The organism is Pandoraea pneumonica (assembly GCF_049918595.1).
GTDB classification, from domain to species: domain Bacteria; phylum Pseudomonadota; class Gammaproteobacteria; order Burkholderiales; family Burkholderiaceae; genus Pandoraea; species Pandoraea pneumonica_A.
In genome coordinates this window covers 722,952-743,265 of sequence record NZ_JBNCRZ010000001.1, presented here as the reverse complement: position 1 = coordinate 743,265, position 20,314 = coordinate 722,952, and the positions used below count along the sequence as shown (strand labels likewise).

Sequence of the window (20,314 nt, the reverse complement as noted above, 5' to 3'; positions counted from 1 at the left end):
AGGCGCGCGCGCCGGTGGGTCACGAAAATCGAATAGGCCAGTGCATCTGGCGTAAGGGAAAGCGAATATGTGCGGCATTGTCGGCGCGGTTGCGCGACGTAATGTAGTACCGGTGCTGGTTGAGGGTTTGCGCCGTCTTGAGTATCGCGGTTATGACTCCTGCGGCGTGGCCGTGTTGCAGGGTGGCGTGCCGCAGCGCGCGCGCAGTGTGTCGCGTGTGGCCGATCTCGACGAGCAGGTCCAGCAGACGCAACTGTCGGGCGAGACGGGCATTGCCCACACGCGTTGGGCGACGCATGGCGCCCCGGTGACGAACAATGCACATCCGATCTTCTCGCGCGACGACGTGGCGCTGGTGCACAACGGCATCATCGAGAACCACGAAAGCTTGCGCGACGAGTTGCGCGGCCTGGGTTACGAGTTCGTGTCGCAAACCGACACGGAAGTCATCGCGCACTTGATTCACCATCTGCTGACGAACGGTGCGGCGGGTGACCTGTATCAGGCCGTGCGTCTGGCGACGCGCCGCTTGCACGGTGCTTACGCCATTGCGGTGTTCCGCAAGCAAGAGCCGCATCGTGTCATCGGCGCGCGCGCCGGGTCGCCGCTGGTGGTGGGCGTGGGCGAGGGCGAGAACTTCCTCGCGTCCGATGCGCTGGCGCTGGCAGGCACGACCGATCAGTTCATCTATCTGGAAGAAGGCGATGTGGCCGAACTCACGCTCGAAGGTGTGAAGATCGTCGATCGCAACGATGCGGCTGTCGAGCGTGAAGTTCGCACCGTGCAGGCCTATTCGGGCGCGGTGGAGCTGGGCCCGTACCGCCATTACATGCAGAAGGAAATCTTCGAGCAGCCGCGCGCCATCGGCGACACGATGGAAGGCGTGGAAGGCATCTCGCCGACGTTGTTCGGCGAGAAGGCCGAGGCGATGCTGAGCAATGTCGATTCGATTCTGATTCTGGCGTGCGGCACGAGCTACTACTCGGGGTTGACGGCGAAGTACTGGCTCGAAGCGCTGGCAAAGATTCCGACGCAGGTCGAAGTCGCCAGCGAGTATCGCTATCGCGAGAGCGTGCCGAACCCGAAGACGCTGGTGGTTACCATTTCGCAGTCGGGCGAGACCGCTGACACGATGGCGGCGCTGCAACACGCGCAGTCGCTGGGCATGACCAACACGCTCGCGATCTGCAACGTGGGTACGAGCGCGATGGTGCGCCAGACGGCGCTGCACTACCTGACCCGCGCAGGCACCGAAATCGGTGTGGCGTCGACGAAGGCATTCACGACGCAACTGACAGCGCTGTTCCTGCTGACGCTCACGATTGCGAAGCTGCGCGGCCGTCTGAGCGAAGCGCAAGAGGCTGAGTATCTGACGCAGTTGCGTCACTTGCCGGTGGCGCTGCATAGCGTGCTCGCGCTGGAACCGCAGATTATTGCGTGGGCGGAAGACTTCGCTCGTCGTGAGAACGCGCTGTTCCTGGGCCGCGGGTTGCACTATCCGATCGCTTTGGAAGGTGCGCTCAAGCTCAAGGAAATCTCGTACATCCACGCGGAAGCGTATCCGGCTGGCGAGTTGAAGCATGGCCCGCTGGCGCTGGTGACGGATCAGATGCCGGTGGTGACGGTGGCGCCGCACGACGCGCTGGTCGAGAAGCTCAAGTCGAACATGCAGGAAGTGCGCGCGCGAGGCGGTCAGCTTTACGTGTTTGCCGATTCGGACACGCAGATCTCGAATGCCGAAGGGCTGCACGTGATTCGCATGCCGGAGCACTACGGTCAGCTCTCGCCGATTCTGCACGTCGTGCCGCTGCAACTGCTGGCGTATCACACCGCCTGCGCACGCGGCACCGACGTCGACAAGCCGCGCAATCTGGCGAAGTCGGTGACGGTCGAGTAAGTTGCCCCGGGGGGGCTCGCGAGGGCGTGTGCTCACGAAATGGGATGTGCTCCATTTCTTAAAAGTGAGTTCTTCGCGAACGGGCGCGTGAATCCCCGAAAGTACTATTAAGGAAGGCCAGGCACGCGCAGCGTGACCTGGTCTTTTTTATGAGTCATGTTATTGAAGTAATGGTCATGTACTTAGGATGCCGAGACAGTAGAATGCCCTGCTTTCCAAATAAGAGCATGTGCCGATGTTGTTGGTTGAGACTCGTGACGAAGACCCGGCGCAAGCGTCGACGCAACCGTTCGGAACGGTCGTCTTTCGTGGAGTCCTTTGGGATTTAAGTCACCTGAAGCCGTTCGTCTTCAAGACGGAAGTCTCGGCAGGTCTTGAAGTGTCCGTGCTCGTTATCTTTTCCTGCCACTGCTTCACTAAGAGTCTTCGCTGGGACGAACGGCCCGCGTTGCAAATCCCCCACGACGAGTTTTACGTCGACGACCGAGAGCGGCGAGTGTTGTGCGAGCGGCGCTACAACCTTTCGCGACAGCTGCTTCGTGACATCGTGATGAGCCTGCACACGCGCCGCATCACGCTGGCAGATGACCGTCGCGCCAACTTCATGACGGTTGAGCACGTTGAGCTGGGAAGAACCGTTCTCTACGCGGTGTTTTTTGAAGTAGAAAAGGACAAGTTACGCAAGCGCCTTGTGTTGCGGGTGCAATCAGCTTACGTCCTGAATAGCGGGTTGACGAAGCGACAGAGAGACGCGAAGAAAATCGCTCTCGCGACGTTGCTTCGCAACGTGTATAACGGGAAGCCGATTCGAGCGTAAATGGCTCGAGAGCGGCGGAGCCAGAAAGACCAACGGCCACCTCTCGGTGGCCGTCGCATGCGGGATTCTCTATCCACATTTCTGTGGAACTCCCACTCCAGGTGGGACCTAGTTGCCTAGGCGGCGCTACGTTTTTCGCACCCGCTTGTACGTAGTTTTCAGGCTGAATACTAGTATGAAGGCCTTCGCGACGTCAAGCCGGCAGGATGGCCCATTGCTAGTGCGCTTTCGCCGCCGCCCGCTGCCTCACCAGCAACAGACTGGTCAGAATAAACGCCAGCAGCGCGAATGACGCCGAGTACCGGCTGAGCGCAAGTCCCCCGGCGCTGATCGGTTTATCCAGAAAGTCCCCAACGACTGCGCCCAGCGGTCGCGTCAGAATGAACGCCGCCCAGAAGAGAAACACGCGCGACGTCTTCGTCCAGAAGTACGCCCCCACAAGAATCAGCAGCAGCGCGCCGAATACTACAGCCGCGCCGGTATAGCCGAGCCCTGCGGTGTCTGCCGTCCAGTCGCCTAGCGCTGTGCCCAGCGTCTGCGAAAACATGATCGTGACCCAATAAAACACTTCCGCCTTCGGGGAGTCGACCGTGTTCACCGACACCGATCCCATCGTGCGGTTCCAGAGCCAGAGCGATCCCAGTAGCAGCGCCAGCAAGAGTGTCGATCCGCCGGCATAGCCAATCCCCAACGATCGGTCGGCGAAATCCGCGAGCGTGGTGCCGACGGTTGTCGTGGCGATAATCGTGGCCCAGTACAACGCCGGATGAAATGTCTTCGCCCGGATCTGGGCCGAGACGAGCACGGCAAAGATCACGGCAAAAATGCCAGTGGCAACAAGGTAGCCAAGGTTCATCGACATCGACACCGCGTCGCCGCCCGTCTCGCCCAGCGTGGTCGCAGCAATCTTGACCACCCAGAACATCAAGGTGATTTCCGGCACCTTGGCGAGTGTTTTCTGCACATTTGAATTCATGTTCGCACCTGTAGTTAGGACACCCCGCACATGGCGAGGCGGTCACTATTGAACAAGTGAAGTGTCTCGCGGCTTTCTTAGTTCACACATAGTGCAGTGTAGACGGGGCCCTCGGGGCCGTACTTGCTGCGAAAGCACAACAAAAAAAGCGGGTTGCCAACGTGGCAACCCGCCCTTATAGCGACCTATTGAAGCCGCAGCGTCAGTACGTCACATCGAACGCTTTCTGCACTTTGTCCGCAGCCGTCACGCCATTGCCGATCAACAATTGCGTGAGCACCCGCGCCTTTTGCGGATTCAGATCGTAGGACACGACGAAACCTGTCTTGTCGTCCGAGACTTCGACGTTTCGATTAACGAAGCCGCTGCCCACTCGTGACGACCGAACTACCACGACCCCTTTACGTGCAGCCGCTTCCAACGCGTCGAGCGCCGCTTTCGACGCGTTGCCGTCGCCGACCCCTGCGAGCACGATCCCCTTCGCGTTGTGTTTGACGGCGTCATCGATCTGCACAGCATCCATGTCGGCGTGCGCGTAGACGATGTCCACACGCGGCAAACCACCCGTCGGCACGTTGAGCGCCTGCTGACGGCCTGCCGGCGCGGGGGAGAGATACCGAATCGAGGCCGGGTCGACGTAACCGAGGGGTGCAGCATTCGGGTTGTGGAACGTCTGTACGGACGTCGTGTTCGTCTTGGTGACCCAGCGCGGCCCGTGAATCGTGTCGTTCATCACGACGAGCACGCCACGGTTCTGCGACTGCGGGCTGGCCGCGACTTCCACCGCTTCATACAAATTGCCCGGGCCGTCTGCGCTCACAGCGGTGCTCGGGCGCATCGATCCCACCAGTACGACCGGCTTGCTAACGGCAAGCACGTTATCGAGGAAGAAAGCGGTCTCTTCCATGGTGTCGGTGCCGTGGGTAATCACGATGCCGTCGGCCTCGTCGCGCTCGAAGGCTTGTTTGATACGCGCGGCCAGTTGATACCAGACCTTGCTGTTCATGTCTTGCGAGCCGATGTTCGAGATTTGCTCGGCCTTGATCGACGCCAGCTTGTCGAGGCCCGGCACGCTGGCCGTCAGTTGCTCGCCGGTGACGCCGCCGGCGTTGTAGCCGATTGCCGAGCGAGCATCGCCCGTGCTGGCAATCGTGCCGCCAGTGGCCAGCACCAGAATGCGCGGTGCGCGCTTGGCCGGTGCGGTGTCTGCGGCGAGCGCGTGGCCGCCCGCGGCGAATACCAGTGCGGCAGCCGTGATGGTTTGCAGTACGACAGGTTTGCGGTGCTTCGCGAACGTCATAGATGTGCTCCTCTCTTCTCGTTGGGGGGGATCGCACCGGAGGCCGGCGCGATCCTTGCCATATTGGCGATATTTCCGATACAACGAAAGGCTCGGATGCACGCCCCATTAAAAAAGGGAGGCCCTGATGGACCTCCCTTAAAACTGGAGCACTCAAACGAGGTACTACACGTCTCGCGAAGACGAAGCCTTAGAACTTATGACGCAGGCCTGCGATGACGGCAGCTTGGCTCTTGGTGCTCGATGCACCGCCCGCGCCGTTGATCGATGCGGCAGCGGCGTCACCGGCGGCTTTTTGATAGATGCCGACCAGATACACGTCGCTACGACGCGAGAGCAGGTAGTCCACTGCGGCGTTGATCTGGTGATACTTCGGGCTCAGGTTGGCGAGCGTGGCGCTGCGCGTGCTGGCGTCGGTGTACGTGTAGGCGAGGCCGAGCAGCAGCGTCGGCGACAGGTTGTACGTGCCGTTGATTTCATAGTTCGACACGCGTGCGCCGGTGCCGCTCAGATACTTGAGCTGCGTGTTGCTGTACACCAGGCCAACCGTTGCCGGGCCGAAGTTGTAGCTGCCGCCGGTGGCGAGTACGCGTTGCTTGTCCACACCGTACGACGTCGTGCCGACGCGCGTCGTGTAGAAGTCACCGCTGTAGTCGCCCACCACGGCGCCACCGGTGTTGACCGTGCTCGACGGCGTGCTCACTTCCAGGTAGCCGATACCGAACTTGATCGGGCCGTTGGCGTACGCGGCGCCCACGCTAAACGCGCGGTTGTTCGCGAAACCCGAGCCGCTCGTGCTATTGCTGGCCTGGTTCGAGAAGCCATACAGGCCGCCGAAGGTGAAGCCGGCGTAGTTGGCGCTCGTGTACTTGATCGAGTTGTTGATACGGAACGAGTTGTACAGATTGTCGACGTCGCCGACGTGTGCGCCGAGCTTGGTGGCGAATTGCTTGGCGGACGTCAGGCCGCTCACGAAGTCGACCACGGAGTCGTACTGACGACCGATCGAGAGCGTGCCGAACGACTTGCTCGACAGACCCACGAAGGCCTGACGGCCGAACTCGCGGGTGCCCTGGCCGAGTTGACCGTTCATCAGGTTGAAGCCGTTCTCGAGGGTGAAGACTGCCGACAGACCGCCGCCCAGATCTTCCGAGCCCTTCAGGCCCCAACGGTTACCCGATTGCAGGCCATCCGCCGTGGTCGTGTTCTTGTTGCCGCCGACGTTGTTGACGTAGGCGAAGCCGCCGTCGAGAACACCGTAAAGGGTGACGTTGCTTTGGGCTTGCGCTGCGCCAGCAGCGAGAAGTGCGCACAGCGCCGCAGCCAAATGCGTCTTTTTCATCGGTCGATTCCTTATTCGATAGCTTTGAAATAATGCGAACCCCATCGCCCGACATCAGGCGCCCCGTGGGTTCGGGCCGAACTATATCGAAGCCATCTGCGAATCTGTAGGTGTACCGACGAAATTTCACACACGCTGTATCGCTGTTGCAACGAGCGAAACGAAGATGAGAGATTGCGCGGCGGTTTCATGGGGATGACATGAAACCGCCGTATAACTGAGCAATCGTGCGTCTTGCACGACGCCTCACCATCCCGCCTGAATTCCCCCTGTCCTCAAGCTCCCGCCGGCGACTCATCCCTCGCGCGACGTCGCTCGCGAACGTGGCGAAGCGCCTTTCGCCTATTGCCAAAACACGCGCATTAATACGATTCGTCTGTTGATATCGTCAATACGTCAGAATTTGCCGAACTTACGACGATTTCACGCTACATTTCATCAGCACCTCTCCTTAGAATCGATGCAACGGCGCGAGACCTCGACGCCGCGTAAAAGCCCGCCACACGGGGCTTTGCGCGGCATCGGTCTTGTCGCCAGCGCGGCATCCATCACCACTAAGACAGGGGAAAAACCATGAAGAAGATTGCCTTGCTCGGCGCCGGCCATATCGGCCAAACCATCGCTCGTCTGTTGCGCGATAGCGGCGATTACCACGTGAGTGTGTTCGATCGCAGCGCACAGGCGCTGGCGCATGTGCGAGAGAACGCCGACGCCGTGTACGAGCTCACCGATAGCGATACGGGCACGCTGCAGAAGGCAATCGCGGGTCACGATGCCGTGGTCAATGCACTGCCCTATACGATGGCCACGAGCGCGGCGACAGCCGCCGTAGCCGCCGGTTGCCACTACTTCGATCTGACCGAAGACGTGGCGGCAACGCACGCCATCGCCCAGCTCGCCGAAGGTGCCAACACCGCCCTCATGCCGCAATGCGGCCTTGCCCCTGGCTTCATTTCGATCGCCGCGCATCACCTCGCCGCCGCCTTCGATCAGGTCGACGTCGTGAAAATGCGCGTCGGCGCGTTGCCCGCCTTCCCGACGAATTCGCTGAAGTACAACCTGACGTGGAGTGTGGACGGTCTGATCAACGAGTACTGTCAGCCGTGCGAAGCCATTCGCGATGGCGCGTCGATCACGGTGCAGCCGCTCGAAGATCTCGAGCACTTCTCGCTCGACGGCGTCGAGTACGAAGCGTTCAACACCTCGGGTGGCCTCGGCACGCTATGCGAGACGCTCGCGGGCCGCGTGCGCGATCTCGACTACAAGTCGGTGCGCTACCCGGGGCATGGCGCGTTGATGAAAGTGTTGCTTGGGGAGCTTCGCCTCAAAGACGATCAGGAAACGCTCAAGACGCTGCTTAAACGCGCCGTGCCAAGCACGCTGCAAGACGTGGTCCTGGTGTTCGTGGTCGTGAGCGGGCTGCGCAGCGGTGTGCTGACGCAAGAAGTGTTCGCGCGCAAGATCTTCGCCGAGCGCAACAACGGACACAGCGCGAGCGCCATTCAGATCACGACGGCGTCGGCCGTATGCGCTGCGGTGGATTTGTTCTTCGCAGGGAAGCTGCCGCAGCGTGGCTTCATCCGTCAGGAACAGATCGCGCTGCCCGAGTTTCTGGCGAACCGCTTCGGTCATGCCTACGCGCATTCGACGCACATCGAATCGCTTTCGTAAGTCGCAATCGCTAGCCAATTGGCAGCCATCACTGCCCGCACTCCGGTGCGGGCAGTGTCGCATTAGTCGCATTGAATGGGCGACGCGATGCCGTCGCCCTCACACGCCTCGCACCGGCACTCGGCTCGATGCTTTGACCTCCTTCAGCGAAAGCGTGGAGTGGATGCCGGTCACACCCGGCAGCATCTTCAGCACGGTATCGACAAAGACGCCGTACGCATCGAGATCCTCGCTCACCACCACCAGCATGTAATCAGCTTGTCCCGTCACCTTGTGACACGACAGCACCTCCGGGCATTGCCGAATCGCCAACTCGAACTGCGCAGGCGCGTCGTGATCGGTATGAATGTCGAAATCGATTTGCACGAAGCCGAGCAGCCCGAAGCCCATACGCCGACGGTCCAGATTGGCCTGAAAGCCGGTGATGAATCCCTCGTCTTCAAGTTTCCTGAGTCGTCTCCAGCACGGCGTCACGCTTAGCGACAACGCATCGGCGAGCTGCGCGGTGGAGATGCTGCCGTCTTCCTGCAAACGGCTCAGAATTTGCCGATCGGTGCCATCCAGCTCGGAATAGAGTCGATTGTTTTTCATTTGTCTCGCCGATGAGTCGATTTTTACAAAAAATCTAAGTCAGACAAAAAGAAAAGCAAAGCAATTTCAACCCCCGATCCACATACTGATGCCTGCTCAAACACACCTAACTGCGCCAGTTTTGCAGCCAGCATGCTCACCATTTACAGCGACGCACATCTGATTCACCAGGGCACCGAATGGGTGAATGGCGAACAACATCCGAGTGTGGAATCGCCCGCGCGCGCGGCCAATGTCCTCGCGTCGATTCGCGCCGCAGCGCTTGGCGAATGCCGCGTGGCCGAGCGCCACGACAGCCGTGCCTACATGACCGTGCACAGCGAGCGTTACGTCCGCTTTCTTGAAAACGCTTGGCACCTTTGGCAAGCCGAAGGGCGCACGCACCACGCGTTGCCGCTGGTGTGGCCCGTAAGAGGCGCGACCACCGAGATGGAACCCGCGCACATCGAAGCCAAGTTGGGTTTCTATGCCGCTGACGCGTTTGCGGCGATTACGCCCGGCACATGGGACGCTGCGCGCACCAGCGCCGACGTAGCGCTCAGTGCGATGCACGTGGTGGCGCAGGAGGCATCGAGTGCGTTTGCGTTGTGTCGCCCGCCAGGGCACCACGCATCGCGCGAAGCGATGGGCGGCTACTGCTATCTCAACAACGCTGCGCTCGCGGCCCAAGGCTTCATCGATCAGGGCGCCTCGCGCGTTGCCATTCTCGATATCGATTACCACCACGGCAATGGCACGCAGCACATCTTCGAGGCACGCGACGACGTGCTCTTCGTCTCGATCCACGGCGAACCCGACAAGTCTTACCCCTACTTCCACGGTCACGCACACGAGCGCGGTATCGGCGATGGCCTTGGCTACACGATGAATCTGCCACTGCCGCACGGAACCGATTGGGCGAGCTATCGCGTCGCACTCACGCACGCCTGCAAGCGCATTGCCGAGTACGCGCCAGACGCCGTCGTGATCTCCCTCGGTGTCGACACATTTAAAAAAGATCCGATCAGTCGATTCTCGATGGAAAGCGAAGACTATTTGAGTATCGGAAAAGAGATATCAAAAATCGGATGCAAAACGCTATTCGTGCTCGAGGGCGGATACTGCGTCGAAGACATCGGTATCAACGTGAGTAACACCCTAGTGGGGTTCTCGAATGGTTAGCGAGAACATCACGCTGGCCAGCGAAAAATAAGCCACTAAATCCTCCGTTTTCTATAGAAACTGCGCGCGTCTCCCGCGCCGCGGGCGGGATTTGTTCGTCCATTCGATTTAAAGAAATTGAACGATGAATTGGCAGTTTGATGTGTCGTCATCGTGTGGCCCGATTTCGAGATTTGATGACCTCGTTGGCGGGGCGATCAAAAAAACAGCCCCCTAACATCAGTTCCGGCAGTTTGATTTTTCACCAACAGAGAAGACCGATATGAAACATCACCTTTGCCGGCTGAGCGTGGCCTTGGGCACGCTGGCCGCACTCACTTCCGCCGCACATGCGCAGTCGAATGTCACGCTCTATGGGATCGTCGACCTCGGCATCGAATTCCTTACGAATGTCCCCGGCACCAATGGTGCAAAGACCACACTCGTGCGTCAGACGTCGGGCAACATGGCCGGTTCGCGTTGGGGGCTTCGCGGCTCGGAAGATCTCGGCGGCGGTTACAAAGCCATCTTCGTGCTGGAAAACGGCTTCAGCGCCAACACCGGCGTGAGTGGGCAGAGCGGACGCGAGTTCGGCCGCAAGGCATTCGTCGGATTAAGCGGCAACTTCGGCGCGGTGATGCTGGGCCGTCAGCAGAACCTGCTGTACGACATTTCCATTCGCTACGACCCGATGTTCTACGCGGCGGCGTATTCCGCTTATGCGCACGATCCGTACCTCGCAGCGCGCACCGACAACACCATCAAGTACACAGGGAAATTCGGTGGGCTCACGTTCTCCACGATGTACAGCAGCGGCTACGATTCGACCATTCCTAACGGTGCACAGGTGCCGGGCCATACGAAAGTGGGCCGCGATATGGGCGCGGGTGTGATGTACCAGAGCGGCCCGCTCGACGTCGGTCTCGTGTACGACCAACGACAGGGCTCCTCCATCGACTCCGCCGACGATACGGCGCGACGCGTGATCGTCGGAATTGCCTACAAGCTGACGAACACCGACCTTTACGCGGCCTATCGATATCTGCAACAGACGGTCGGTACCACGCAAACGCACACGCATCTGTACTGGGCCGGTGTCACGCAGCATTTCTCGCCTGCACTCACGCTCTCGGGCGCGGTGTATCACACCGATGTCGTCGGTTCAGGGCAGGACCCGACGTCGTTTGTGCTGGCGCTGGGCTACTACTTATCCAAGCGCACCGACTTGTATTGGAATTTGTCGTACGCGCTCAATCGAAACGGCTCGAATCTCGGCGTCGATGGGATGGGGGTGAACGTGATCGCGGGGCAAAACCAGTTCGGCACCGTCGCTGGCGTGCGCCACCGGTTCTGACGATGGCGCAGGGCGCGCGCCATCGTGCAAGACGCGTCAGTCTTTGCCGTGGCGCGCCGCCGAAGAAGGTGCCAGACCGCCGAGATATTCCTTCGGCGTGCGGCCCATGGCGGTGCGAAACATCGACGTGAAGGCGCTCGGGCTTTCGTAGCCGAGATCGAGCGCAATGGTCGTGACGGCATCCCCCGCGGCCAGACGGGAGAGGGCCACCATCAAGCGCAACTGCTGGCGCCAGAGCGAGAACGTGATGCCCGTCTCGCTGCGGAACAGGCGCGTAAGCGTGCGGCGCCCGATGTTGCCCACGCGTGCCCAATCGTCGAGATCGCCCTCATGCCCCGGCTCCGCCAGCAGCATGCGGCAGATGCGCAGCAATCGCGGGTCTTTCGGCATCGGCAGGTGCAAAGGCACCGTCGGTGCGCGACAGATTTCGTCAACGATCAACGACATCACGCGCCCATCGCGCCCCTGCGTCTCGTAGAGCGACGGGATCTCGATGGCTTCCGAGATGAGGCTGCGCAGCAGCGGCGAGACTTCGATGATGCAGCAGTCGATGGGAAGCTCGGGCGACGCGTCGGGTTCGATGTAGAGCGAACACGCGAGGATGGCTTGGCCGCGGCCATTGCAGTTGTGCGTGACCCCGGCAGGTATCCATGCAGCGCGATGTGGCGGCACCAGCCATGTGCCGGTCGCCGTCTCGATGGTGTACACGCCCTCGACGGCGAAGAGTAACTGCGCGCGTGGGTGCGAGTGTGGCGGGTCGGCATCGAGCAGCGTGGAGTCGGAGAAGTCGGACACCATGACCGCCACCGGGCGGGGCAAGTCCTGATAGTCGACGGAGTGAGTGCTTTTCTGCATGGATGTTGGCCCGATTTCGCTACTGGATGTCCCTGCACGCGAGGCGGCGAGATTTTTGGAACTCTAAAATTTTTTCGGTTCGTTGTCATTGGCATGTCATCTCGAGCGCCAGGACATCTGCTACCTAACTGCAACATTAGCAACCCGAACCACGAAATGAATAAAGAGAATTACCTACCTCATGCGGTTGACGATGTCGCACCGTCGCCGATCGATCCCGACATGACGCGCTTCATGGCACTGCAAAGCGAAGACGGTGCAGCGTTCGCCCGTTGGGATCTCGTCACGGCGACGCAAGCACGTGAAGCCTTCGAAGTGATCCGCCGCCGTTGGGCCAATGGCGGTCCGAAAATGCACAGCACCGTCGAGCGTCAGGTGCCGACCCGTCATGCCGACGTGCGTATTCGCGTCTATTACCCGAGCGAGCCTGCAACGCTGCCCGCATTGATCTATCTGCACGGCGGCGGCTTCGTCGTGTTCAGTCTCGACACGCATGACCGCGTGATGCGCGAATACGCGGCACGTGCGGGCGTTGCCGTCGTCGGTATCGACTACTCACGCGCCCCGGAAGCACGTTTCCCCCGTGCGCTCGAAGAGATTGTCGATGTGACGCGTTGGCTCCATCGCCATGCGGATTCGCTTGGGATCGACGCAGGTGCACTCCTGATCGGCGGCGATTCCGCAGGGGCCAACTTGTCGCTCGGCACCGCACTCCAGTTGCGCGACGCGGCGCAACCGCTGCTGCGCGGCATGGTGTTTAACTACGGCGCGTTCGACATGATTCCGTGGCGCGATTCGTATGCGCGCTTCGGTGGCGGCGAGTATTCGCTGTCGTCGCACGACATGGTCTGCTTCGTGAATCGCTACATCAATCACCGCGACGATCTGTCCGATTCGCGCTGCCGCCCGATCACCGCGAATCTCGACCAACTGCCGCCCGCCTGCTTCGCCATCGCGGAACTCGATCCGCTCTACGACGAGAACATCGAGATGGCCGAACGGCTGCGAAGCGCCGGGGTGTCAGTGAGCGCGACCGTCTACCCGGGCACCGTGCATAGCTTTCTCGAAGCCGTATCGATCGCCGCGATAAGCGACCGGGCATTTACCGAGCAAGCCGCGTGGATCAAGCGATGCGTCGGCACGGCATGAGTTGCTGCCCCGATCTCCAGCGCATTCCTACCCTTTGCCAACAGGAATTCTGATGTACCGCCCGGAACCGTATCAAGAGAACTCCCCCGACACGCTGCGCGCACTCATGCGCCGTTGGCCATTCGCCGCCCTCGTCACGTTCGGCGCATCGGGCATGACCGCAACACATCTGCCATTCCTGATCGATGTGAATGCGCAGGGCGACACGTTGCTCACCACACATTTGTCGCGCCGCAACGCGCAATACGATGACCTGCGCCAGGGTAGCCCCGCCATGGTCATCTTTCAGGGCCCTAGTGCCTATATCTCGCCGAGTTGGTACGACGAGAAGCGCACCTTCCCCACGTGGAACTACGCGGCGATTCATGCGTACGGGGATATCGAAGTCGTCGACGATGCCGACGGCATCAAGCACATCCTCGACCGGGTGGTCGACACGTTCGACGTTCCGGTGGCGGGCGAGTGGACGTTCGCGGGCATCCCTGCGGAAATGACGGCGCTTCGCCTGCCGAAAATCGCAGGGGTCGTGATGAAGGTCTCGCGGCTGGACGGCGCGCTCAAGCTCAATCAGGACCACAGCGATGCCGACAAACACGGCGTGATAGCGGCGCTGGAATCGCGCGACGACGCGGGTGGCCGGGAGATTGCAGCGCTCATGCGCGAGACGTTGAACGTGACCGAGTGCGCGTCATCACGGGCCGATGACAGTCAGCGTAAACCCCCACGTAAATAATTTTTTTCCCGATATTGGCGCCAATATGATTGGCTAAATCATATCCGTGTCTGTGCAAACGCTGCCGTCGGTGGGTGTGGCGTCACAGATTTTGGCCTTCCGGAGCTTAGTCAAACGATGACGACATTCCAGCAGTTCCCCTTCATTTCGGTGAGCGGCCGCCCTTACGACCGTGGCGTGCAGTACGGCAAGCAGGCGCAAGACCGTGTTCGTGCGAGCGCTGCTATGTATGGCCGTACGGTCGATGAGCTCGGTTACACCGCCAGCGCCCGCGCGGCGCTCTTCAAGCACTTCGAAGGGCACATCGGCAACGTCGATCCGACGTATCTCGATGAGATGCACGGCATCGCCGATGGCGCAGGGGTGCCGTTCGCCGACATCTTGATGATCAACGCCCGCACCGAAGTGCTGGCAAAAGCTCGGGCGGATCAGGTCGCCGCTGAAGGCGAAGAGCTTCAGGACGGTTGTACCGGTGCGGTGGTGTTGCCGGAGCGCTCGGTCAGCGGCAACCTGCTGCACGCCCAGAACTGGGACTGGCGCGCCGACTGCGTCAACACGGGCGTAGTGTTGCGTGTGCAACGCGACGACGGTCCCGATTTTCTGACGTTCGTGGAAGCGGGCGGCTTGGCGCGCAGCGGCATGAACAGTGCGGGTGTGTCCATCACCGCCAACTATCTCGAATCGGATCGCGACTTCAAACAGCTTGGCGTGCCGCTGGCGATTCTTCGCCGCAAAGTGCTCGATCAGCCGGTGTTCGCCAACGCACTCAAAGCGGTCGCAACGACCCCCAAGTCGTGTTCGAACAACATCATGCTGGGCATGGCGCAAGGCTTTGCTATCGACTTCGAGTGCACCACCAACGAAGCTTTCCCGCTCTATCCGGGCGACGATCATTTGATCGTGCACGCCAATCACTGGCTGAGCCCCGTGGCGCGCACCAAGCTCGTCGATACCGGTTGCGAGAATTCGGCCGACAGCTACTACCGCGACTGGCGCGTGCGCAAGCTGCTCAACAGCACGCCGATGATTTCGCGCGACAGCCTTAAGCAAGCGTTGTTCGATGATTTCGGTACGCCGTTCTCCGTGGCCCGTCCGCCACGCGAAGGTGTGCGGCACTCGATGACGGCCTCGGTCGCGATGGTCGTCATGGAACCGGCCGTCGGTGAAATGGACGTCGCCCCGATGCCCGCGCTCAATCGCGTCTTCACCCGCTACCGCCTCAAGGGCGAGCCCACGCTGCTCGACGCCTAATGCGATGGCCGGGCGCCGATATGCGCGCCCGCAGCCGCGCACCGTCCGTCGCAGTTTTAAGAACACTCAAATACCACCGATATTCGCAACGACTATGTCCAAATCCACTGCAAACTCCGCTGGCCTGAGCACCGAAGCCCGAGCCCGCAATCTCTACGATCTTGGCTCGACAACGATCTTCGCGCACGCGGGTGATCCGCGCTTCGCTTACGCCCTGTACGTGCCGAAGGCCATCACGCAACCCGGCCATCGTGTCGAACTGGTCGTGGTCGTGCACGGCACGGGCCGTCAGTTCACCAACTACCGCGACGCCTTCGCCGAGTTCGGCCGTTGGCAAGACTGCCTGATTCTGTGCCCGCTGTTCCCGGTCGGCGTGCGTGGCGACGGCAACCCCGGTGGCTTCAAGCATTTGGCGGAAGGTGATATCCGCTACGACCAAGTGCTGCTAAACATGGTCGAAGAAGTGGGCCGCAAGTACGAAACGTCGTTCGACAAGTTCGCGTTGTTCGGTTACTCGGGCGGCGGTCAGTTCGTCAACCGCTTCGGTTATCTGCACCCGGAACGCCTGTGGGCATTGTCCATCGGCGCGCCGGGCTCGGTCACGCTGCTCGACACGAACCAGAACTGGTGGGTCGGCATCGGCGATATCGCGCAACGCTACGGCAAAGCTTTCGATCTCGAGGCGTTGCGTCGCGTGCCGGTGCATATGGTGGTCGGCAAGGCCGACATCGAGACGTGGGAGATCACGCACCGTGAGGGTGGCCCGCACTTCATGCCGGGCGCGAATTCGGCGGGTGCCAACCGGCAAGAGCGACTCGCGTCGCTGCGCGATTCGTTCGAGCGTGCGGGTGTCGACGTCACCTTCGACGTGATCGACAACATGCCCCACGACGGCATGCAGTCCGTGCCTGCCGTGCAGGACTTCCTCGCCGACGTGCTGCGCAAAAAACGCGCGGCGGCATAAGCAGTCGTCCCACGCTGTCGTCCCAATTCAGGAGCGCGAACATGCTTCGTTTTCTTTTGTCCCGGATACTCGCCGCGACGCCCACGCTGTTGATCGTGACAGTGTCGGTGTTCGTGATGATCCGGCTGGTGCCCGGCGACCCGGCGCAGTTGCTGCTCGGCGATCTGGCCGATCCGGTCTCGCTCGCCGCCATGCGCGTGAAGATGGGGCTCGATCAGCCGTGGACGACGCAGTTTTGGATCTGGTTCTCCGGCGCATTGCACGGCGATCTGGGCACGTCGATCACCACCGGTGAACCGGTGCGCTCGCTAGTCTGGGCGCGCTTTATCACCAGCGCACAGGTCGTGTTGTGTGCCGTGCTGTTCGCCGCACTCGTCTCCGTGCCGGCGGGCATGATCGCCGCGTGGAAGCAAAACAAGCTACCCGATCTGCTGCTCGTAGGCGGTGCCACGTTGCTGGTGTCGATGCCTGCGTTCTGGTTGGGTCTGTTGATCTTGCTGTTCTTCGGTCTGAAGCTGCAATGGCTGCCAGTGGTGGGCTACGTCTCGATTGCCGACGATTGGAAGGCGGGGATGTTGTATCTCGTGATGCCGATTCTCACGCTGTTCCTGCATGAGATCGGTGTGCTGATTCGCATGGCACGCGCCAGCACGCTCGACGTGTTGCGGCTCGACTACGTGACGCACGCCCGCGCCAAAGGGTTGTCGGAGCGCGCCGTGCTGATGAATCACGTATTCCGCAATTCCTTCGGCCCGACGTGGACGCTGATCGGTCTGGTGCTGGGCAATCTGCTTGGCGGTATCGCGGTGGTGGAGACGGTGTTCACGATTCCGGGGCTCGGCCGTCTGCTCGTCGACTCGATCTTTGCGCGTGACTATCCGGTCATTCAGGGGTGCCTGCTTTGCGTGGCGACCGTGTATGTCGTGGTGAACCTCGTGATCGATCTTTGCTATCCCATCTTTGATCCCCGGGTGACGGTGCAATGAGAAAACGCTACTTATCCAACGCCACGGTCGGCGGTTTGCTGCTCGCGTTCCTGGTGATCTGCGCGATTCTCGGCGCAGTTTGGACACCGTTCGATCCGCTGCGAATTCATTTCCCCACGCGGCTGCATCCACCCGGCGGCGTGCACCTGCTGGGTACCGACGAATTTGGCCGCGACGAGTTGTCGCGCCTGCTTAGCGGCGCTGCGACGAGCTTTCTGATCGCGTCGCTCACGGTGTTCTTCGCCATCGTGCTGGGCTGCACGATTGGTTTGCTCGCCGGGTTCGCCCGCGGCTGGACCGACCGCATCATCATGACGTTCAACAACGCGATGCTGGCGTTCCCGGGGCTGCTGCTGGCCCTTGGCCTGCTCACGATCGTGGGGCCGAATCAATACGGCATCGTGCTGGCGCTGTGCTTGGCCTATACGCCGTCGGTCGTGCGGGTGGTGCGCGGCGCAGTGATGTCGCTGCGTGAACGTGAGTTTGTGGAGTCGTCGCGAGTGCTGGGCAATTCCGACCTGTACACGATGTTCCGCCACGTACTACCGAACTGCATTGCGCCCATCTCGGTGCTGGCCACGTCGATGTTTGGTTGGGTCATTCTCGCCGAGAGCGCACTGTCGTTCCTCGGCCTGGGCGTGCCGCCTCCGGCGCCCACGTGGGGCAACATGCTCGCGTCGGCCCGGCCGTTTATCTCGCAGGCCAGCTACCTGTCGATCTTCCCGGGTCTGTGCATTGCGCTCACGCTGTTGGCCATCAACCTCGCTGGCGATGCCGTGCGAGATCGTCTCGACCCACGCATGCGGGGGATGAAATGAGTCTTGCGCGTACCGAGCTCTCCGATCACATCGACTTCTCGTCAGGGTCTTCCGCGATGCCGCTTTCGTCGTCTTCTCCCGTCGCTCGAACGACACCCGCCAAGTCGGTGCTCAGCGTTGAAAACCTCACGCTGACGATCGGTCAGGGGGGCCGCGAGATCGTCTCCGATGTGTCGTTCGATATCGCGCCAGGCGAGATCGTCGGCATCGTGGGCGAGTCGGGCAGCGGCAAGACGCAGGCGGCACGTGCCGTGTTGCGCCTGAACCCCGAGCCGGTGGTACGTGCCGGTGGCCGCATCGTGTTCGCAGGCGAAGACATGGCGAGCGCCAGCGTGAAGCGTTTGCGTGAGCTGCGCGGTGGCAGCATCGGCATGGTGTTTCAGGAGCCGATGACCTCGTTGAACCCGTCGATGACGATCGGACGGCAGTTGGGCGAAGCGCTGCGCCTGCATCGGCCCAAGATGTCGGCGGCAGAACGCAACGAGCGCATTCTCGACATGCTGCACCGCATCGGCATGCGCGACCCCAAGGGCGCGCTCAGCGCGTGGCCGCATGAGTTTTCGGGCGGGATGCGTCAGCGCATCATGCTCGCGTCGGTGATGCTGCTGGCCCCCGCGCTGCTCATCGCCGACGAACCGACCACGGCGCTCGACGCCCTCGTGCAGCGCGATGTGCTGGAGCTGCTGGTCTCGCTCACGCGTGAACACGACACGGCTGTGCTGATGATCAGCCACGATCTGCCGATGGTCGCCCGTTACACCGAGCGCATGGTGGTGATGGAGCGGGGCAAGGTGGTGGAGCGCGGGACGACGGCGCAAGTGCTCGCCGCGCCGCGGGAGCCTTACACGCGCAAGCTGCTCATGGCGATGCCGCACAGATTGCCCGCGCGTGAGCCGATCACGTTGGCGCCGGTGGTGGACGTGAAAGGGCTTTCGGTCGAGTACGCGGGCCATCAACGGCTTTTCGCCAAGGCGCAGCGCAAGCAGGCACTCAAGGACGTGAGCGTCCACGTGCGTCCGGGCGAAGTGGTGGCCGTGGTGGGCGCGTCCGGCTCCGGCAAGACAACGCTGGGTCGCACCATTGCGGGGTTGATCAAGCCGTCGGGCGGCGAGATTCTGTTCGATGGCCGCGCGATTCATCGATCCGACGCCGCGTGGCGTGAATACCGCCTGAACTGCCAGATGGTGTTTCAAGACCCGAGTGCATCGCTCAATCCACGCATGACGGTGCGTCAGTTGGTTGGCGAGGGGTTGCGCCACGTCTCGGGCCTGTCTCGCGCCGACGTGCAAAGCCGAGTTGACGAAGTGCTGACGGACGTCGGGCTGGAACCGGCCCACGGGACGCGCTTGCCGCACGAACTCTCCGGCGGACAACGCCAGCGCGTCGCCATTGCCCGTGCCATCGTGCGCCGCCCGTCGTTCGTGATTGCGGACGAGCCGGTCTCGGCGCTGGACGTCACCGTGCGTGCGCAGGTGTTGGAAGTTTTCGCCAAACTCCAGCGTAGCCATGGCTTCTCCTGCTTGTTCATCAGTCACGATCTGGGCGTGGTCGAGCAGTTGGCCGACCGGGTCATCGTGATGCGCGACGGGGCCATCGTCGAGCAGGGAACGCGCGACGAGGTGTTCGATTCGCCCCGTCACGAATACACTCGCGAGTTGCTGCGCGCCATCCCGATGCTTACGCCCACATCCGGTGGCGGGGTCGCGCTGCGTCAGCGTTCGTGTGGACCGGAGACATCGACATCGTGAGTACCGAAAAAAGCGCGCAAAACCTTGTGGACCGTATCGTCCAGGACATCCAGGCGGGCATTCTCACACCCGGTAGCTGGCTCAAGCAGATCGACTTGCAGACGCGCTACGACGTTACCCGGCTGGAAGTGCGCCGCGCGCTAGATCAACTAACGGTCATGCGCGTGACCGCGCACGTGCCGAACTGCGGCTATCACATCGAGTCGATCGACGAACAGCGGCTGTACGACATTCGCGAGATGCGCGTCATCGTTGAATTGGGTGCAGCCGCCGACCTGATCGATCACGTCACGCCCGCCCAGATCGTTCGCCTGCGCCAGCTAGCCGAACAGTTCCATGCGCTCACCTTCGACGGCACGGTGCTCGACATGCACCCCGTCAACGCCGAGTTTCACGGCTTGCTGTACTCGGCCTGCCAGAACAAAGAATTACCGAAACTGATTCTGGAACTGCGCACGCGCATGCCGTCGGTACTGGCGACGCAGAACCGCACTCGCGCGCGGATCGAAGCGTCGGCGTTGGAGCACTTCGCCATCGTCGATGCCGTCGAAGCGCGCGATCTCAAAGCCTTGCAGCGCGTCATTGCCGCGCACGTGCGCCAGCCAGCCACACCGGCCAAGTCCGGCAGTGCCGGTAAGGCGCGCAGCACCGTCAAAACCAAGTCGTCCGGGGGGAAGAAATGAGTGATCGTTTGTTGTCTGGCTGGCAGGGAATTCGCAGCA

At 61.4% G+C, this 20,314-nt stretch carries 18 protein-coding genes; 13 read left to right on the top strand and 5 right to left on the bottom strand.

Annotation, left to right across the window (positions count from 1 at the left end):
• Window positions 1–67: 67 nt before the first annotated feature.
• Window positions 68–1,897, top strand: coding sequence for a glutamine--fructose-6-phosphate transaminase (isomerizing) (gene glmS, locus ACPWR9_RS03505; RefSeq protein WP_426296445.1), 1,830 nt, complete (start codon window positions 68–70; stop codon window positions 1,895–1,897).
• Between the two features lie 235 nt (window positions 1,898–2,132).
• Window positions 2,133–2,714, top strand: a complete 582-nt coding sequence (locus tag ACPWR9_RS03500; RefSeq protein WP_426296446.1) for a hypothetical protein — start codon at window positions 2,133–2,135, stop codon at window positions 2,712–2,714.
• Between the two features lie 217 nt (window positions 2,715–2,931).
• Here ACPWR9_RS03500 and ACPWR9_RS03495 read toward each other — a convergent pair whose 3' ends face one another.
• The 3 genes from ACPWR9_RS03495 to ACPWR9_RS03485 all read right to left on the bottom strand — a co-directional run bounded on the left by ACPWR9_RS03495 (window position 2,932) and on the right by ACPWR9_RS03485 (window position 6,332).
• Entirely contained in the window at window positions 2,932–3,690 is a 759-nt protein-coding gene (locus ACPWR9_RS03495) for a hypothetical protein (RefSeq protein WP_426296447.1), read from the bottom strand.
• A gap of 202 nt (window positions 3,691–3,892) precedes the next feature.
• Window positions 3,893–4,990, bottom strand: coding sequence for an asparaginase (locus ACPWR9_RS03490; RefSeq protein WP_426296448.1), 1,098 nt, complete (start codon window positions 4,988–4,990; stop codon window positions 3,893–3,895).
• Window positions 4,991–5,180: 190 nt separating this feature from the next.
• Window positions 5,181–6,332: a porin gene (locus tag ACPWR9_RS03485; RefSeq protein WP_426296449.1), complete on the bottom strand. Its 1,152-nt coding sequence runs from the start codon at window positions 6,330–6,332 to the stop codon at window positions 5,181–5,183.
• A gap of 573 nt (window positions 6,333–6,905) precedes the next feature.
• Here ACPWR9_RS03485 and ACPWR9_RS03480 point away from each other — a divergent pair.
• The gene (locus ACPWR9_RS03480) at window positions 6,906–8,003 is read left to right on the top strand and encodes a saccharopine dehydrogenase C-terminal domain-containing protein (protein ID WP_426296450.1); all 1,098 of its coding nucleotides are present in this window, start codon (window positions 6,906–6,908) and stop codon (window positions 8,001–8,003) included.
• A gap of 99 nt (window positions 8,004–8,102) precedes the next feature.
• On the opposite strand, the gene ACPWR9_RS03475 is transcribed toward ACPWR9_RS03480, so the two are convergent.
• The gene (locus ACPWR9_RS03475; RefSeq protein ID WP_233328483.1) at window positions 8,103–8,594 is read right to left on the bottom strand and encodes an Lrp/AsnC family transcriptional regulator; all 492 of its coding nucleotides are present in this window, start codon (window positions 8,592–8,594) and stop codon (window positions 8,103–8,105) included.
• 132 nt (window positions 8,595–8,726) lie between these two features.
• On the opposite strand from ACPWR9_RS03475, the gene ACPWR9_RS03470 reads away from it, so the two are divergent.
• Both ACPWR9_RS03470 and ACPWR9_RS03465 read left to right on the top strand, forming a co-directional pair.
• Window positions 8,727–9,755: a histone deacetylase family protein gene (locus tag ACPWR9_RS03470; protein WP_426296451.1), complete on the top strand. Its 1,029-nt coding sequence runs from the start codon at window positions 8,727–8,729 to the stop codon at window positions 9,753–9,755.
• Window positions 9,756–10,017: 262 nt separating this feature from the next.
• Complete coding sequence (locus tag ACPWR9_RS03465) at window positions 10,018–11,088, top strand: porin (RefSeq protein WP_426296452.1); 1,071 nt, start codon at window positions 10,018–10,020, stop codon at window positions 11,086–11,088.
• A gap of 36 nt (window positions 11,089–11,124) precedes the next feature.
• Here the strand turns inward: ACPWR9_RS03465 and ACPWR9_RS03460 are convergent, their stop codons facing one another.
• Entirely contained in the window at window positions 11,125–11,943 is an 819-nt protein-coding gene (locus ACPWR9_RS03460; protein WP_426296453.1) for an AraC family transcriptional regulator, read from the bottom strand.
• 156 nt (window positions 11,944–12,099) lie between these two features.
• Between ACPWR9_RS03460 and ACPWR9_RS03455 the strand changes: the two genes are divergently transcribed.
• The 8 genes from ACPWR9_RS03455 (at window position 12,100) to ACPWR9_RS03420 (ending at window position 20,275) form a co-directional block, all read left to right on the top strand.
• Entirely contained in the window at window positions 12,100–13,092 is a 993-nt protein-coding gene (locus ACPWR9_RS03455) for an alpha/beta hydrolase fold domain-containing protein (RefSeq protein WP_426296454.1), read from the top strand.
• 52 nt (window positions 13,093–13,144) lie between these two features.
• A complete protein-coding gene (locus ACPWR9_RS03450; RefSeq protein ID WP_426296455.1) occupies window positions 13,145–13,825 on the top strand; it encodes an FMN-binding negative transcriptional regulator in 681 nt (226 codons plus the stop codon).
• Window positions 13,826–13,942: 117 nt separating this feature from the next.
• The gene (locus ACPWR9_RS03445; RefSeq protein ID WP_426296456.1) at window positions 13,943–15,076 is read left to right on the top strand and encodes a C45 family autoproteolytic acyltransferase/hydolase; all 1,134 of its coding nucleotides are present in this window, start codon (window positions 13,943–13,945) and stop codon (window positions 15,074–15,076) included.
• A gap of 94 nt (window positions 15,077–15,170) precedes the next feature.
• Window positions 15,171–16,040, top strand: a complete 870-nt coding sequence (locus tag ACPWR9_RS03440; protein ID WP_426296457.1) for an alpha/beta hydrolase — start codon at window positions 15,171–15,173, stop codon at window positions 16,038–16,040.
• A gap of 41 nt (window positions 16,041–16,081) precedes the next feature.
• Window positions 16,082–17,026, top strand: coding sequence for an ABC transporter permease (locus ACPWR9_RS03435; RefSeq protein WP_150661940.1), 945 nt, complete (start codon window positions 16,082–16,084; stop codon window positions 17,024–17,026).
• Window positions 17,023–17,844 carry an ABC transporter permease gene (locus tag ACPWR9_RS03430; RefSeq protein WP_426296458.1) on the top strand — a complete coding sequence of 274 codons (822 nt, stop codon included), beginning with the start codon at window positions 17,023–17,025 and terminating at the stop codon, window positions 17,842–17,844. Before ACPWR9_RS03435 ends, ACPWR9_RS03430 begins: the two co-directional genes overlap by 4 nt.
• 56 nt (window positions 17,845–17,900) lie before the next feature.
• Window positions 17,901–19,592: an ABC transporter ATP-binding protein gene (locus ACPWR9_RS03425; protein WP_426296636.1), complete on the top strand. Its 1,692-nt coding sequence runs from the start codon at window positions 17,901–17,903 to the stop codon at window positions 19,590–19,592.
• The gene (locus ACPWR9_RS03420) at window positions 19,589–20,275 is read left to right on the top strand and encodes a GntR family transcriptional regulator (protein ID WP_426296459.1); all 687 of its coding nucleotides are present in this window, start codon (window positions 19,589–19,591) and stop codon (window positions 20,273–20,275) included. Before ACPWR9_RS03425 ends, ACPWR9_RS03420 begins: the two co-directional genes overlap by 4 nt.
• Window positions 20,276–20,314: the final 39 nt, after the last annotated feature.